Origin of the sequence: Nonomuraea sp. NPDC052116 (assembly GCF_040680035.1) — a bacterium.
Taxonomy (GTDB): Bacteria; Actinomycetota; Actinomycetes; order Streptosporangiales; family Streptosporangiaceae; genus Nonomuraea; species Nonomuraea angiospora_A.
This window is the reverse complement of the sequence record NZ_JBFAWA010000023.1, coordinates 184,629-198,297: the sequence shown is the minus strand read 5'-3', so window position 1 is coordinate 198,297 and position 13,669 is coordinate 184,629. Positions and strand designations below refer to the sequence as shown.

Here is a 13,669-nt window from a genome sequence, read left to right as displayed (position 1 = left end):
TCGGCAGACTGAAGGCACATCGAAGGAAGGGATGAGGAAAATGCAGCTGTTCGTCAATCTGCCGGTCAAGGATCTCGAGCGGTCGAAGAAGTTCTTCGCCGAACTCGGCTTCAACCTGTTCGGCATGGCCGAGGGCATGGCGTCGGTGATCATCAGCGAGCAGACCCAGGTCATGCTGCTGACCGAGCCGACGTTCGGCTCGTACATCACCAAGGAGATCGCCGCCGCCGACACGGCCACGGAGGCGATCCTGGTGCTGGGCATGGAGAACCCGGCCCAGGTGGACGAGCTGGTCGACAAGGCGCTGGCGCTCGGCGCCACCCCGGCGGGCGTGAAGCAGGAGGACGGCATCCGCTACCAGCGCGGCTTCGCCGACCTCGACGGACACCACTGGGAGGCGCTGTGCCTGGCGCAGCCGGCCGCCTGAGCGGCAAGGCGATCTCGCCGGACGGGACCGTCATCGCCTTCGACAGCCACGGCGAGGGGCCCGCGGTCGTCCTGGTCCACGGCGCGTTCGGGGTGCGGGGCCACGTCACGCTGGCCGGCGTGGCGGCCGCCCTGGCGCCGTGGTTCACGGTGTACGACTACGACCGCCGGGGGCGCGGCGACAGCGGGGACACCCAGCCGTACGCGGTCGAGCGGGAGATCGAGGATCTGGCGGCGGTCATCGAGGCGGCGGGCGGGTCGGCGATGGTGTTCGGGGGCTCGTCGGGGGCCGCGCTGGCGCTGGAGGCCGCGGTGCGGAATCCGGCCGTCACGAGGCTGGCCCTGTGGGAGCCGCCGTACCACGTGGACGACAGCGCGCCCCCGCTCCCGGGCGACTTCGCCGCGCGACTGGAGGCGCTGGTGAGGGCGGGCAGGCGGGGCGAGGCCGTCGAGCGGTTCATGGTGGAGGCGGCCGAGGCGCCGCCGGAGGCGGTGGCCGCGATGCGCGCGCAGCCGTCCTGGGCGCAGGTGGAGGCGCTGGCCCACACCCTCGCCTACGAGGCCGCCGTGCTGGGGCCGGGCAACGCGCTGCCCGCCGGGAGGCTGGCCGCCGTCGGGCAGCCGACGCTGGTGCTGAACGGCGAGGACAGCCCCGGGTGGATGTCGAACGCGGGGCTGGCGGTCGCGGCGGCCGTGCCGGGCGCGGTACGGCGGGTCCTGGAGGGCCAGGCGCACAACGTGGCCCCGCAGGCGCTGGTGCCCGAGCTCCTGGAGTTCTTCGCCACCGCCTGAGCCCTCCGCCTGAGCCCTCCACCTGAGCCCCCGTGAGCCTTCGTGAGCCCCCGCCCGAGCCTCCCTGAGCCCCGCCCGAGCCCCGCCTGAGACCTCGTGTGAGCCTCATTTGAGCCCCGCGCGAGCTGGTGGAGACTGGGCTCGTGGACTTCGACGAACTCATCGCCCGGCTCGACCTCGGCGCCAAGGTCCGCCTGCTCACCGGGGCCGGCATGTGGTCGCTCCCGCCGCTGCCCGAGATCGGCCTCGATCGGCTCGTCATGAGCGACGGCCCGATCGGCGTGCGCGGCGAGCAGTGGAGCGCGGTCGATCCCTCGATCGCGCTGCCCAGCCCGACCGCGCTGGCCGCCACCTGGGACGTGGACCTGGTCCGCCGGGCGGGCCGGCTGCTGGCCCAGGAGGCCCGGCGCAAGGGCGTGCACGTGCTCCTCGCCCCCACGATCAACCTGCACCGCTCCCCGCTCGGCGGCCGGCATTTCGAGTGCTTCTCCGAGGACGCGTACCTGACGGGCGAGATCGGCGCCGCGTACGTCGAGGGCGTCCAGGAGGGCGGGGTGGCCACCACCCCGAAGCACTTCGTGGCCAACGACTTCGAGACCGACCGCTTCACCGCGGACGTCCGGGTGAGCGAGAAGGCGCTGCGCGAGGTCTATCTGCGGCCGTTCGAGCGGGTGGTGCGAGCCGGGGCGTGGGGCCTCATGACCGCCTACAACTCGGTCAACGGCACGACCATGACCGAGCACGCCGAGCTGGTGAACGGGGTGCTGAAGGGCGAGTGGGGGTTCGACGGGTTCGTGGTGTCGGACTGGACGGCGGTGCGGACGACCGAGGCCGCGGCGCTGGGCGGCACCGACGTGGCGATGCCGGGCCCGCACGGGCCGTGGGGTGAGAGGCTGGAGGCCGCCGTGCGGGAGGGGCGGGTGCCCGAGTCGGTCGTGGACGATCGGGTGCGCCGCATCCTGCGCCTGGCCCACCGCGTCGGAGCCCTGCACGGCTCGAAGCCGCCCCCCGCCGAGGAGCGAGCCGCCACCGACGCCGCGGAAACGCCGGCCGCCGATGAGCAGCCCGCCGTCGACGGGGTGGCGCTGGCGCGTGAGGTGGCCACGCGCGGCTTCACGCTGCTCACCAACGACGGCATCCTGCCGTTCCGGCAGGTCAGGACCATCGCCCTGATCGGGGCGGCCGCCGCCGAGGCGCGCGTCATGGGCGGCGGGAGCGCGCAGGTCTTCCCGGGCCGGATCGTCTCGCCGCTGCAGGGGCTCGGCGAGCGGGCCGAGGTCCGGTACGCGCTCGGCACCGACCCCCGGATCCGCCTGTCCCCGCTCCCCGGCCCGGCCACGGCCGCTTTCCTGGACGCCGATGGCGCGGTGCTGTCGGAGCAGCCGCTGGCCACGGCCGAGGCGCGGTGGGTCGGCCAGTTGCCGCCGGGTGTGGACGGCGACCGGCTGGCGGCGGTCCGGCTGCGTACCACGTACACACCGGATGTTTCGGGCGAGCACCAGCTGTCGGTCGCAGGCGTGGGCGCCTTCACCGTCGCCGTCGACGGCGAGAGCGTCTTCGACGAGAGCATCGGCCCGGACGGCGACGACCCCGCCATGGCGTTCCTGTCGCCGCCCGAGCGGCGGATCAGCCGGCCGATGGCCGCCGGGCAGGCGTACGAGGTGGTCGTGACGCACCCGGCCGGGGCGTTCGGCGGGATGGCGTTCGTGTCCTTCACGGCCGGCCACGCGAACCCCGGCCCCGGCGAGGACGAGCTCATGGCCGAGGCCGTGCGGGTGGCGGCGGAGTGCGACGTGGCGGTGGTCGTGGCCGCGACCACGCCCGAGGTGGAGAGCGAGGGCTTCGACCGCGCGGACCTCAGGCTGCCGGGGCGGCAGGACGAGCTGATCCGCGCGGTGGCCGCGGCCAACCCGCGCACCGTCGTGGTGGTCAACGCGGGTTCGCCGGTCGAGCTGCCGTGGGCGGAGGAGGTGGCGGCCGTGCTGCTCACCTGGTTCCCGGGGCAGGAGGCGGGGGCGGCGCTGGCGGACGTGCTGTTCGGGGACGCCGAGCCGGGCGGGCGGCTGCCCACGACGTGGCCGCGGCGGCTGGCGGACGCTCCCGTGGTCGACGTGACGCCGGTGGACGGTGTGGTGGCCTATGAGGAGGGGACGTCGATCGGCTACCGGGCGTGGGAGCGTACGGGCCGCGCGCCGGCGTTCTGGTTCGGGCACGGGCTGGGCTACACGACCTGGTCCTACGACTCGATCGCGGCCGAGGGCACGAGCGTGACGGTGGCGGTCACCAACACCGGCGACCGCCCCGGCCGCGAGGTCGTGCAGGTGTACGCCGACAGGGCGCTGGCCGGGTTCGACGTGGTCGAGGCGGCGCCCGGGGAGACCGTGATCACGACCGTGTTCCTGCCCGAGCGGGCCTTCCAGGTCTGGGAGGAGGGCGGCTGGCGGACCGTCGAGGGCGTTCACACGGTCGAGGCGGGCCGCCACGCGGCCGATCCGCGCCTGTCCGCGACCGTGAAGATCTAGCCGTGCGCGAAATGGCGGGGTCACGTTTTCCATACCGCACCTGTTGGTTTGTATCCTTCAGAGCATGGCAAAGTCCGAGGATCCAGAGAAGCCGGGGCGCATCAAGCAGCTCCGCATGATCGCGCAGATCATCAAGCAGGCCAACCCCAAGGGGTTGCCCATCGTCTTCCTCTCGGCGGTGGGCACGCTGGCTGTGGTCGTCGTGATCGGCCTGGTCACGGACTACTTGTGGTATTCGGTGTTCATCGGTGTGCTGGCCGCGCTCACGGTTGGTCTGGTGGTCTTCGGGCAGCTCGCCCAGAAGGCCCAATATTCGATCCTGCACGGCCAGACGGGTGCCGCGGCGGCGGTGCTGCAGGGCATGCGCGGCAACTGGCAGGTCACCCCTGCCATCGCGGTCAACCGCGACCAGGACCTCATCCATCTCGTGGTCGGCTATCCGGGCGTCGTGCTGGTGTCCGAGGGGCCGGGCAACCGGGTGGCGAAGATGCTGGCGGCCGAGAAGAAGCGGGTCGCGCGGGTGGTCCTGGGCATCGAGATCTACGACATCCAGTGCGGTGACGGCGAGGGGCAGGTGCCGCTCGGCAAGCTGCAGCGCCACCTGATGAAGCTGCCGCGCAACCTCAAGAAGCCCGCGGTCAACGAGGTGAAGGACCGGCTGCGCTCGCTGCCGAAGAACATGCCGCTGCCCAAGGGCCCCATGCCCAAGGGCGCGCGCATGCCGCGCGGCCCCAAGATGCGCTAGTGCTGTCCTCCTCCGCACGGGCCAACCGCTGGTGGTGGGACGGCAACGCCGACGACTACCAGCTCGAACACGGCGAGTTCCTGCGGGACACCGGGTTCGTGTGGTGTCCCGAGGGCGTCGACGAGGCCGACGCGCACCTCCTCGGCGAGGTGCGCGGACGGCGCGTGCTCGAGATCGGCTGCGGGGCGGCGCAGTGCGCCCGCTGGCTGGTCACGCAGGGCGCGCAGGTGGCCGCCTTCGACGTCTCCCACCGGCAGCTGCGCCACTCCCAGCGCATCGACCTCGACACGGGGCTGCGCGTGCCCGTGGTCCAGGCCGACGCCGAGTCGCTGCCGTTCGCCGCGGCCTCCTTCGACCTGGCCTGCTCGGCGTTCGGAGCGCTGCCGTTCGTGGCCGACCCGCTCGCCGTCTTCCGCGAGGTGCGGCGGGTGCTCAGGCCGGGCGGCCGGTTCGTGTTCTCGGTGAGCCATCCGATCCGGTGGGCGTTCCCGGACGATCCGGGGCCGCGCGGGCTGACGTCCGACCGGTCCTACTTCGACCGTTCCCCTTATGAGGAGCACGACGAACGGGGCGCGGTCACGTACGCCGAACACCACCGCACCATGGGTGACTGGGTGAATCTGCTGGTCGCCTCCGGGCTGACCGTCACGGGGCTGCTGGAGCCCGAGTGGCCGGAGGGGCACGAGCGGGTGTGGGGCGGCTGGAGCCCGCTGCGCGGCCGTCACCTCCCGGGCACGGCCATTTTCAGCTGCGCGCGTACCTAGCGGCCATGGTGTGGAAGACCTCCTTGGGCTCCCAGCGCCGCTCGTCGAGCATCCTGACCACGCCGTAGGAGCCCAGGTCGGCCTCGCCGGGCCGGTTGAAGGCGGCGAACGTGAACCACAGCGCGGTCTCCACCCCCTCCTGCTCGAAGACGTCCATCAGCTCGGTGAAGTAACGCACCTGCTCGCCCTCGTCGCGCACCGCGCCGTCGGGCACCACCCAGGCCGAGCCGCCCTGTTCGCCCGCGCCGCGGTACGCGCAGGTGCCGAACTCCGTCACGGCGACCGGTTTGCCGTGCTTGAACTGGGCGCGTAGCTCGTCCGCGAAGTCGTGGGCGTTGTAGGCGGCGCGGTAGGCGTCCACGCCCGCCACGTCGAACGGGGCCCAGTCGACCGGCTCCCACGGCGCCGAGGCGTAGCTCAGCCGGCCGCCGAACAGCGGCCGCACGGTCTCGGCCACCTTCGCCAGGTAGGCGTTGAAGCGCGGCATGACGTGCATGAGGGACGTCCACCACTCCATGTCGCCGGCCATCATGGCGCCGAGCCGGTCGCCGTACCCGTCGCCGTCGATGAAGCCGTGGCCGAAGGCGGTGATCTCGCAGCCGGTGACCAGCACGACCTCGGCTCCGTCGCGGCGCACCGACTCGGCGCGCCGGGCCGCGTCCGCGAAGACCTCCAGCATCGCGTCCTGCGTGAGGTCCACGGGGAACGGGGTGAACCAGATCTCCAGCCCGGCCGCCGCGGCCTCCCTGGCGGCCGCCTCGAGGCGCTCGGGGTCGCGGCCGGAGATGCGTACGGACGCGCAGTGCAGGTCTTCCGCGATCGTCCGCATGTCGCGCCGGACGTCCTCGAGGTGGAACGACCTGCGGCTCAGGCTGTCACCCGGCAGGAACCCGACATCATAGTTGATCCCCTTTTTCATGATTTATCCCCTCTTTTACGTATGTGAGGCCGTGCTCCAGGAGGTCGAAGGCCAGCTCCACGTCACCCGCCAGGCGCCGGCCCGCCTCCTCCAGCGGCTCGCCCGTCGCGATGCGATGGAAGAATGCCTCCTGGATGGTGGTGACGGCGGCGGTGATCTGCCCGGCCATGAGCCGCGCGGTCAGGTCGTCGCCGGGGTAGACCTCCCCGAGGGCCTCGGCCAGCTCGTAGCGCTCGCTCATGTGCATCGCGTGCAGCGCGCCCATCAGGGCCGGGCTCGACCCGATCACCCGCACCCTGGCCAGCAGCGCCTCGACGTCCACCACGCCCGCGCCCCGGGCGGCCATCGAGCGGTAGTGCTCGCGCAGCGCCTGAAGGGGCGAGCGCCCCTCGCCCCGCCCGGCCACGATCGCCGCCAGGTCCTCCTTGACCCCTTCGGTGACGAGGCAGTCCTTGGTCGGGAAGTAGTTGAACAGCGTCACCTTGGCGACCCCGGCCGCCTCGGCGATCTCGTTGACGGTCACCGCGTCGTAACCGCGCTCGTCGAACAGCCGCAACGCCACCTCGGCGATCCGCCGCCGCGTCTGCTCCTTCTTCCGCTCCCTCAACCCCATGAGGGCAGCATAAACCGTACCGGGTACATTTTTGAACCCGGTACGGCTTTTTACTCGGCTACATGCGGACGACCATCGTGTTGGAGACGCGGTCGTGCACCCCACGGTGGTCGCGGTCCCAGATCAGGGCGGGCACGGCCAGGCACAGGAGCACCGAGCGCACCAGCACGGGCAGCCAGCGCGGGTCGCCGCCGTCCATCGCGGCCACCCTGATGCCCGCCAGCCGGTGGCCGAACGTCTGCCCCATGAACCCGACCAGGATCAGGTATTGAACGGCGAAGACGGCCGCGGGCGCCCACGGCTGCTCGGCCGGGTTGATCCTGAGCAGCAGCTGCACGACGACCCACGTGCAGATCATCCAGTCGATGACCAGCGCGGCGATCCTGCGCCCCCAGCCGGCGATCGACCCGCTGCCCTCCTCGGGCAGCCCCAGGCGCTCCCCCGGGTATCCGAGATCGACCCCGGCGGACCTGACCCCGCCCAGCCAGGTCTGCGTCCACCGAGGCTCCTTGCTGCTCATGCCCTCAACGGTATCCGCCCGGTAGGCCGGTCGGCTTCGTGACCCAACCGCGTCGCAGAACGGCCATCATGTACGCCATGCCACACGGGGATGACCTTGACGCGCGCTTCAACGAGCTGGTCGCGCAGATAGACGAGGAGCAACAGCGCAGGATGCGCGCCGCGGCCGTCAAAGGCGCGAAAGAACAGCGGCGTACCGACCGCTTAGCCAGGCGCGAGAGCAGGTCGGCGCGCTTATCCGAGGATTCCGGGGGATACGGGTCCGAGCCGCGGCGGCGGATCGGGCGGGCCTGGATCGCGATGGCCGTGATCACCTCGCTGATCACGGCCGCGGGTGTGATCGTGACCTTCCGTCCCGACCTGCTCACCTCGGGCGTCGTCGTGGACGAACCGCCGACGCCGATCGCCGAGCCGATCGCCGAGCCGGCCGTCGAACCGGCCGAGGACCCGGCGGACCAAACCGCCGAGGAGCCGACGAGCCCGTTCGCCGGATCTCCCGCCGAGAAGTACGCCGAGGGGGCCGCCGGCTTCGTGATGCCGGAGGCGAAGGCGCTGGGCGGGCTGTCGAAGAAGGACGTCGCGAAGGGCCTGAAGCTGACCCGCGAGCTGATGGCGGCGGCCTTCCTCGACGAGAAGGCGCTCCTGGGCGGCAAGCCGTCGGCGTTCACCAAGCTCCTGAGCCCCGACCAGCGCGACTGGTTCCTCCGGGACATGAAGAAGCACAAGGGCTCGGCGGCCTTCGTCATCCAGTTCGCCAAGGGCACGGCCGAGTTCTCCACCGATGTGATCAAGGTGCGCGGCCGGGTCAAGCTGGGCACGTTCAAGGACCGCTGGCGGCGCGGCGTCGAGCTCAAGCTGAACCACATCGTCGTCTACGCCGTGCACCGCCCGGGCCGGCCGGACACCACGATCCGGGTCGTCGCCCATCCCAAGGGCCGCGTGTTGCTGTACCGCGAGGAGGGGCGGCTGGTCGCGTGGCCGCTGCGTTGGGGGGCGAGCAGCACCCCGGCGAGCTGCGACACGCGCGACGGCTTCATCCATCCCGAGTACGAGGACTCGCCTCGGGGTACGGTGGCGCCCACGGGACCGCCCACCGATCCGTATGAGCTGGAACGGGACGAACCCAAGGGCTGTGCGGCTTCGAAGGGCACCTGACCTGCGTAACATGTGCGAAACAATCGAGACACCACACGGAAACGGCCACGCCCTAGCGTCGGCATGATGGCCAGTCCCCAGGGAGGTTCGAGAGTGTTCAACTCCGCCGACGACGTCCTGAAGTTCATCAGTGACGAAGGGGTGCAATTCGTCGATGTCAGGTTCACCGACCTGCCGGGGACGACGCACCACTTCACCTTCCCGGTAGAAAACTTCAGCGCGAGCGTCTTCACCGACGGACTCATGTTCGACGGCTCGTCGATCCGCGGTTTCCAGGCGATCCACGAGTCCGACATGCTTCTGCTGCCCGATCCGTCCAGCGCCGTGGTGGACCCGTTCCGCCAGCACAAGACGCTCAACCTGAACTTCTTCGTGCACGACCCGCTGACCGGCGAGGCCTACAGCCGCGACCCGCGTAACGTCGCGCGCAAGGCCGAGGAGTTCCTCCGGGGCACGGGCATCGCCGACACGGTCTACTTCGGCCCTGAGGCCGAGTTCTACATCTTCGACGACGTGCGCTTCGAGACGAAGCAGAACGCCGGCTACTACTACATCGACTCCATCGAGGGCGCCTGGAACACCGGCAAGGCCACCGAGGGCGGCAACCTCGGTTACAAGCCGCGCTACAAGGGCGGCTACTTCCCGGTCCCGCCGATGGACCACTTCACCGACCTGCGCTCCGAGATGGTGCGCAACCTCATCGAGTGCGGCATCGACGTCGAGATGCAGCACCACGAGGTCGGCACGGCGGGCCAGGCGGAGATCGACTTCAAGTTCGGCACGCTGCTCAAGACCGCCGACAACCTGATGCTGTACAAGTACATCATCAAGAGCACGGCGCTCGAGTACGGCCACACGGTCACGTTCATGCCCAAGCCGATCTTCGGTGACAACGGCTCCGGCATGCACTGCCACCAGTCGCTGTGGAAGGACGGCTCGCCGCTCTTCTACGACGAGGTCGGCTACGCGGGCCTGTCCGACACGGCCCGCTACTACATCGGCGGCCTGCTCAAGCACGCGCCGTCACTGCTGGCCTTCACCAACCCGACGGTCAACTCCTATCACCGCCTGGTCCCCGGCTACGAGGCCCCGGTCAACCTGGTCTACTCCCAGCGCAACCGTTCGGCCTGCGTCCGGATCCCGATCACGGGCTCCAACCCGAAGGCCAAGCGCATCGAGTTCCGGGTGCCCGACCCGTCCTGCAACCCGTACTTCGCCTTCGCGGCGATGCTGATGGCGGGCATCGACGGCATCCGCAACAAGATCGAGCCGCCGGAGCCGGTCGACAAGGACCTCTACGAGCTGCCGCCGGAGGAGGCCCGCAACATCCCGCAGGTGCCCGGCTCGCTCACCGACGTGCTCAACGCGCTGGAGGAGGACCACGACTACCTGCTCGAGGGCGGCGTCTTCACGCCTGACCTGATCGAGACGTGGGTCGCGTACAAGCGGGAGAACGAGGTCGACCCGATCCGCCTGCGCCCGCACCCGCACGAGTTCGAGCTGTACTACGACGTCTGACCGGTTGCCGCGCGGCGAGCTGCCTGTTCATCGCGCGGTTTCCGGGCCTGGACGACCTTGACGTCAGCTCCCGAGGCGATCAGGAGCGACGCGAGGTAGTGCCGCAAGTCGTGGAATCGAAAGCCCGTGGGAAGGTCCTGCACCTTGCCACGGGCTTTCCGCATGGCGCGTTCAAGCTTCAAGGCGGCCCACCGGGCCGCACGCGCCGCCGCCTCCCGCTTCACCCCCTGCGGACGGCACGCAAAAACGCCGGACGGCCGGCGCGGACGAGTGGATGGGCCGCCACGACGGTACAGAGTGATCACAGGGAGCGCTCATTTCCGGACACGGGGACGAACCGGTCAGCGCACGCGGTCACGGGTCCGGCTGCTCGTGGCCGGCGGCTGAAGCAGATGACCGGGGAAACGCAGTGGCCCTCCCCCGCCCCCACTGTCGCTCCGCAGTGGGTCGACGGCAGACAGAATGGACGGCCAGATCGCGGTAGCCGCGTCGGTCTTTCACCCCTTGAACGCGCGCCCGCCCTGCTGGACGATGGCAACGACTGGATCGCCCCGCGCGTGCGGGGCTCCAACAGGAGAAGGGGCCCTGAATCATGGACGATCCGCAGAGCATTGTGGACGGCTTGATCAGCAAAGGGCGGGAGGACTATCCGGCGGAGGTAATGCGGGCAGCTCTCATCCGCATGGACTACGACGATGATGTTAATGACAACAGTAATTATCTCTACCGGATCTGGGCCGCCACCGAGGGGTACACGCTCACTCCCGAGGACAGCGAAACCCTGTTCAACCTCGTCCGTGCTGCCATGGACTACAACATCCAGCCGCAACAGGTGGTCTCGCTGCGCGGCATAGATTTCGAGATTTACGAACCCCTCCCATGGGAGGGTGAATACGAATATTTCTTCATCGATCTCAGGAGGCCGGTACACTCACGGGAGGAAGCATCGAAGGAATATCAGCCTGCCGGTGTGTTCGTGGTGCCGGCCATGAGGTCTTTCCAGACCATGAACGACGACTATTCGGAGACATGGAATGGAACCGGCGTCGTCGTCGCGGAATATGACGGCTATGTGCTGCCGGGCTTCATGCCGAGTATTTTCTACGTCCCTGTCGCGGAAGCCGGGCAAGCGAACCTGGACTGGCGCAGCCGGCATTGATCACGGGAAGGGCCCGCCACACAACGCAGGAGTCGTCCATCGGCGACTTTTTCTACCTCGGGCATGGGTCAGATCGGGACTCCCCAGCCCCGAAACTTGGGTGCGGCGTGCGAAGAGAGCAGCTCAAGGAGCGGCCGGCGAGGGGTAGCCGACCGCATCACCGCTTCTGACGGTGAGTCCTCCCCTGCTTCTGGTTCTCGTTCTCAGCCGCCGCCTTGTCCATCCTCCTCATGCTTGCCGTCATACCCACTGTGCCGGAGCGGCCTCCCCAGTTCCGTCCGAGGCCGTAGAACGCCGGAAGTCGACGGGAGACGTTGATAGCGGTAGCGGTTCACGCGCTGTCTACAGGCACAGCCAGGGCGCTTGCACACCGAGAAAGGCCATCGGCGCTCCACCACTGAGAGCATCGTCGATGGCCTTTCTCATTCCCCGGGCGATCCAGCACAGCGCGTGACGAAGCAGCGGCCCGATTACTGTACGTCTTGATCCGTTGGCGGCCTGACGCTGCTCGTCGCCGGAAGAGCCGGCTCCTTTAACGTGCCCGTGGCGGTGAGGAAAGCGGCGAAGCCCATCGAGACCGCGACGAAGGTGCTGCCTCCTGCGCCCAGCGCCGCCAGCGACTGAGCGCCCAATTCCCTGGCAACGCAGAATGCGAGGAGTCCCGCGATAACGGCCGTCTGCATCGCATGGACGAGCCAGTGCAAGACGCGTATACGGTGGACCATGATCAAGAAGGCCCTCCTTGATCTTGTTAGACCTGAGTGCGGAAGTGGCACGAGAAGCCAGCCGTCAGTTCGCACATGCGTCGTTGCCCTGCGTCATACGACCTGCATCCTCCTGCTGTGGCGTGCGCGGCGAGGCTCCCGAACGAAGTCGGTGGCTCAGCTCAGCTCACCTTGATGAAGCGGGCACACCCGGCGAACCGCCCGACTGTGAGGCTATCCCTGAGGGTGCCGGATCGAACGTCTCCGGCAGAACGCAGCACGCCGGCCGGGAAGCGATATTCACTGGCAACATTGGTCTCGTCTTTCACACCTCCCTCTTGAGAAGACTGATCGGGTCTCCTAGAGTAAAGCCTAGCGGGATTCCCGCTGAGATTCCTTGAGAGAATCCTTGCGATACATAACTCAAGCGTCCCAGTGAGGATTGCAGTGGCTTTGCCGGACGTACGGGATGGTTAGAGCCAGGCAGAGAAGCGGAGGCATCGATGACTCAAGGAAGCCCCACGATCCTCCGCCGGCGACTCGTGGCCGAGCTCCGGCGACGGCGCGAGGCGATCGGCCTCAGCGGCCCTCAAGTTGCCAGGGAGCTCAAGTGGTCCACGTCTAAGATTTCCAGACTGGAAAACGGGCAGACACTACCTCGCTCCACCGACGTAGCAGCACTGCTCACTCTTTACCAGATTCCGGAGCCAGAACGCACACGTCTCCTTGATCTGGTGCCGCCGTCCACAGCTCCGGAATGGTGGGAGAAGTATTCTGATGCCATCCCGCCAGGATTCATCGACTATCTCGGCTACGAAAGCGGTGCCGAGGAATCATGGGAATGGCAGGCCATAATCGTTCCAGGGCTGCTCCAGACCCCCGACTATGCACGCATGATCATCGATGTCCCTCCTTATAAGGACCTCCTGACGCCACGTCAAATTCGAAGCCGAATCGAGCTTCGCATGGCACGCATCGAGCGCGTCCTCGGCAACTCTTCGGCGAGCTTCAACGTGGTCATGGATGAATCCACGCTCATGCGACGCGTCGGCGACAACTCCATCATGGCAGCCCAAATACGCCATCTTGTGGATGTGGCCGAAGCCCCCAACCTCTCCCTCCAGGTCCTACTGAATCGCGAGGGCCTCCCAGGCGGCTACATGCCAAATTTCATTTTACTAAGATTTCCCACCGTTGAAGGCTTTGGCGAAATTCATCCCGAGGTCCTCTACGTAGAGGACGAGTCCGGGGGAAACGTCGACATGGACGAAATGCGGACTCATCGCCAGTTCATGGCCTTCAAGCGTCTAAGTGAAGTCGCGCTCAATCCGCAAGACACGATACGCTTTCTCGAGTCACAAATAGAGAAGTGGGTCTAGAACGGCCCACACCTTGTTAACCATAGAAAGGATGACACGATGAATCAGGTCACCCCTGCTTCACCGAAGGTCTGGCACAGAAGTCTCCAGTGCGGAGCCACCGGGTCGTGCGTCGAGGTCGGCGTTTTCGGGGACGGACGCATCGGACTGCGGGATTCCAAGAATCCATCGGACGGAATAATCACCCTCTCTCCGGCCGAATACGAGAGCTTTCTCGGGAGAATAAAGCGGGGCGAAGTCAGGCTTCCTTGAACTTCTGTTGACGGACCCTCTGAGTACGGATCGGCCAATGATCTAGTGACGGCTTGAGCACGGCATCGCTTTCCGGCGGCCCGTCCGCCGAGTTCGGTCGAGGCCAACCACCGACATGACACCTGCGGCCTCAAGCTCGCCGACCCGCACACGGCGAACGGCCCGGGACCGATCACGGTCCCGGGCCGTTTCACGTCGCGAA

The 13,669-nt window shown here is 68.2% G+C and carries 16 protein-coding genes; 10 read left to right on the top strand and 6 right to left on the bottom strand.

Features of this window, described 5'->3' with window-relative positions:
• Nucleotides 1-40: 40 nt before the first annotated feature.
• From AB0L65_RS38025 to AB0L65_RS38005, 5 genes are all read left to right on the top strand, one after another.
• Nucleotides 41-427 (top strand): VOC family protein, encoded by a 387-nt coding sequence (locus AB0L65_RS38025; RefSeq protein ID WP_364255786.1) that lies wholly within the window; start codon nucleotides 41-43, stop codon nucleotides 425-427.
• On the top strand, nucleotides 403-1,218 hold the full coding sequence (locus AB0L65_RS38020; RefSeq protein ID WP_364255783.1) for an alpha/beta hydrolase: 816 nt from the start codon (nucleotides 403-405) through the stop codon (nucleotides 1,216-1,218). The genes AB0L65_RS38025 and AB0L65_RS38020 overlap by 25 nt, the downstream gene beginning before the upstream one ends.
• A 143-nt stretch (nucleotides 1,219-1,361) precedes the next feature.
• Nucleotides 1,362-3,740, top strand: coding sequence for a glycoside hydrolase family 3 C-terminal domain-containing protein (locus AB0L65_RS38015; RefSeq protein ID WP_364255780.1), 2,379 nt, complete (start codon nucleotides 1,362-1,364; stop codon nucleotides 3,738-3,740).
• A 64-nt stretch (nucleotides 3,741-3,804) separates the two neighbouring features.
• On the top strand, nucleotides 3,805-4,485 hold the full coding sequence (locus tag AB0L65_RS38010; RefSeq protein ID WP_350728818.1) for a DUF4191 domain-containing protein: 681 nt from the start codon (nucleotides 3,805-3,807) through the stop codon (nucleotides 4,483-4,485).
• Nucleotides 4,485-5,249: a class I SAM-dependent methyltransferase gene (locus AB0L65_RS38005; protein ID WP_364255777.1), complete on the top strand. Its 765-nt coding sequence runs from the start codon at nucleotides 4,485-4,487 to the stop codon at nucleotides 5,247-5,249. Before AB0L65_RS38010 ends, AB0L65_RS38005 begins: the two co-directional genes overlap by 1 nt.
• Here AB0L65_RS38005 and AB0L65_RS38000 read toward each other — a convergent pair.
• Genes AB0L65_RS38000 through AB0L65_RS37990 form a run of 3 tightly spaced genes read right to left on the bottom strand, consistent with a single transcriptional unit; the run spans nucleotide 5,230 to nucleotide 7,301 of the window.
• A complete protein-coding gene (locus AB0L65_RS38000; RefSeq protein WP_364255774.1) occupies nucleotides 5,230-6,168 on the bottom strand; it encodes a hypothetical protein in 939 nt (312 codons plus the stop codon). The two genes, AB0L65_RS38005 and AB0L65_RS38000, sit on opposite strands and share 20 nt — an antisense overlap.
• Nucleotides 6,146-6,781: a TetR family transcriptional regulator gene (locus AB0L65_RS37995; RefSeq protein ID WP_364255771.1), complete on the bottom strand. Its 636-nt coding sequence runs from the start codon at nucleotides 6,779-6,781 to the stop codon at nucleotides 6,146-6,148. The genes AB0L65_RS38000 and AB0L65_RS37995 overlap by 23 nt, the downstream gene beginning before the upstream one ends.
• A 58-nt stretch (nucleotides 6,782-6,839) precedes the next feature.
• The gene (locus tag AB0L65_RS37990) at nucleotides 6,840-7,301 is read right to left on the bottom strand and encodes an RDD family protein (RefSeq protein ID WP_350728810.1); all 462 of its coding nucleotides are present in this window, start codon (nucleotides 7,299-7,301) and stop codon (nucleotides 6,840-6,842) included.
• Nucleotides 7,302-7,378: 77 nt separating this feature from the next.
• Here AB0L65_RS37990 and AB0L65_RS37985 point away from each other — a divergent pair, with 77 nt between their 5' ends.
• Together AB0L65_RS37985 and glnA are read left to right on the top strand one after the other, a co-directional pair.
• A complete protein-coding gene (locus AB0L65_RS37985) occupies nucleotides 7,379-8,455 on the top strand; it encodes a hypothetical protein (protein ID WP_364255768.1) in 1,077 nt (358 codons plus the stop codon).
• A 93-nt stretch (nucleotides 8,456-8,548) separates the two neighbouring features.
• Nucleotides 8,549-9,973 (top strand): type I glutamate--ammonia ligase, encoded by a 1,425-nt coding sequence (gene glnA / locus AB0L65_RS37980; RefSeq protein ID WP_350728806.1) that lies wholly within the window; start codon nucleotides 8,549-8,551, stop codon nucleotides 9,971-9,973.
• On the opposite strand, the gene AB0L65_RS37975 is transcribed toward glnA, so the two are convergent.
• On the bottom strand, nucleotides 9,961-10,197 hold the full coding sequence (locus tag AB0L65_RS37975) for a tyrosine-type recombinase/integrase (protein WP_364255863.1): 237 nt from the start codon (nucleotides 10,195-10,197) through the stop codon (nucleotides 9,961-9,963). The two genes, glnA and AB0L65_RS37975, sit on opposite strands and share 13 nt — an antisense overlap.
• A 368-nt stretch (nucleotides 10,198-10,565) precedes the next feature.
• Here AB0L65_RS37975 and AB0L65_RS37970 point away from each other — a divergent pair, with 368 nt between their 5' ends.
• A complete protein-coding gene (locus AB0L65_RS37970; RefSeq protein WP_364255765.1) occupies nucleotides 10,566-11,132 on the top strand; it encodes a hypothetical protein in 567 nt (188 codons plus the stop codon).
• A 470-nt stretch (nucleotides 11,133-11,602) separates the two neighbouring features.
• Here AB0L65_RS37970 and AB0L65_RS37965 read toward each other — a convergent pair whose 3' ends face one another.
• Nucleotides 11,603-11,863: a hypothetical protein gene (locus AB0L65_RS37965; RefSeq protein WP_364255762.1), complete on the bottom strand. Its 261-nt coding sequence runs from the start codon at nucleotides 11,861-11,863 to the stop codon at nucleotides 11,603-11,605.
• Between the two features lie 155 nt (nucleotides 11,864-12,018).
• A complete protein-coding gene (locus tag AB0L65_RS37960) occupies nucleotides 12,019-12,165 on the bottom strand; it encodes a hypothetical protein (protein ID WP_364255759.1) in 147 nt (48 codons plus the stop codon).
• A 174-nt stretch (nucleotides 12,166-12,339) separates the two neighbouring features.
• Between AB0L65_RS37960 and AB0L65_RS37955 the strand changes: the two genes are divergently transcribed.
• Together AB0L65_RS37955 and AB0L65_RS37950 are read left to right on the top strand one after the other, a co-directional pair.
• Nucleotides 12,340-13,215, top strand: coding sequence for a helix-turn-helix transcriptional regulator (locus tag AB0L65_RS37955; RefSeq protein WP_364255756.1), 876 nt, complete (start codon nucleotides 12,340-12,342; stop codon nucleotides 13,213-13,215).
• 39 nt (nucleotides 13,216-13,254) lie between these two features.
• Nucleotides 13,255-13,467, top strand: coding sequence for a DUF397 domain-containing protein (locus AB0L65_RS37950; RefSeq protein ID WP_364255753.1), 213 nt, complete (start codon nucleotides 13,255-13,257; stop codon nucleotides 13,465-13,467).
• Nucleotides 13,468-13,669: the final 202 nt, after the last annotated feature.

What these genes read in the sequence shown, in the direction of transcription:
- AB0L65_RS37995 (WP_364255771.1), bottom strand. Translation starts at nt 6,781, where the DNA reads ATGGGGTTGAGGGAGCGGAAGAAGGAGCAGACGCGGCGGCGGATCGCC.
- AB0L65_RS37950 (WP_364255753.1), top strand. Translation starts at nt 13,255, where the DNA reads ATGAATCAGGTCACCCCTGCTTCACCGAAGGTCTGGCACAGAAGTCTC.
- AB0L65_RS37955 (WP_364255756.1), top strand. Translation starts at nt 12,340, where the DNA reads ATGACTCAAGGAAGCCCCACGATCCTCCGCCGGCGACTCGTGGCCGAG.
- AB0L65_RS38025 (WP_364255786.1), top strand. Translation starts at nt 41, where the DNA reads ATGCAGCTGTTCGTCAATCTGCCGGTCAAGGATCTCGAGCGGTCGAAG.
- AB0L65_RS37985 (WP_364255768.1), top strand. Translation starts at nt 7,379, where the DNA reads ATGCCACACGGGGATGACCTTGACGCGCGCTTCAACGAGCTGGTCGCG.
- AB0L65_RS37970 (WP_364255765.1), top strand. Translation starts at nt 10,566, where the DNA reads ATGGACGATCCGCAGAGCATTGTGGACGGCTTGATCAGCAAAGGGCGG.
- AB0L65_RS38000 (WP_364255774.1), bottom strand. Translation starts at nt 6,168, where the DNA reads ATGAAAAAGGGGATCAACTATGATGTCGGGTTCCTGCCGGGTGACAGC.
- AB0L65_RS37990 (WP_350728810.1), bottom strand. Translation starts at nt 7,301, where the DNA reads ATGAGCAGCAAGGAGCCTCGGTGGACGCAGACCTGGCTGGGCGGGGTC.
- AB0L65_RS38010 (WP_350728818.1), top strand. Translation starts at nt 3,805, where the DNA reads ATGGCAAAGTCCGAGGATCCAGAGAAGCCGGGGCGCATCAAGCAGCTC.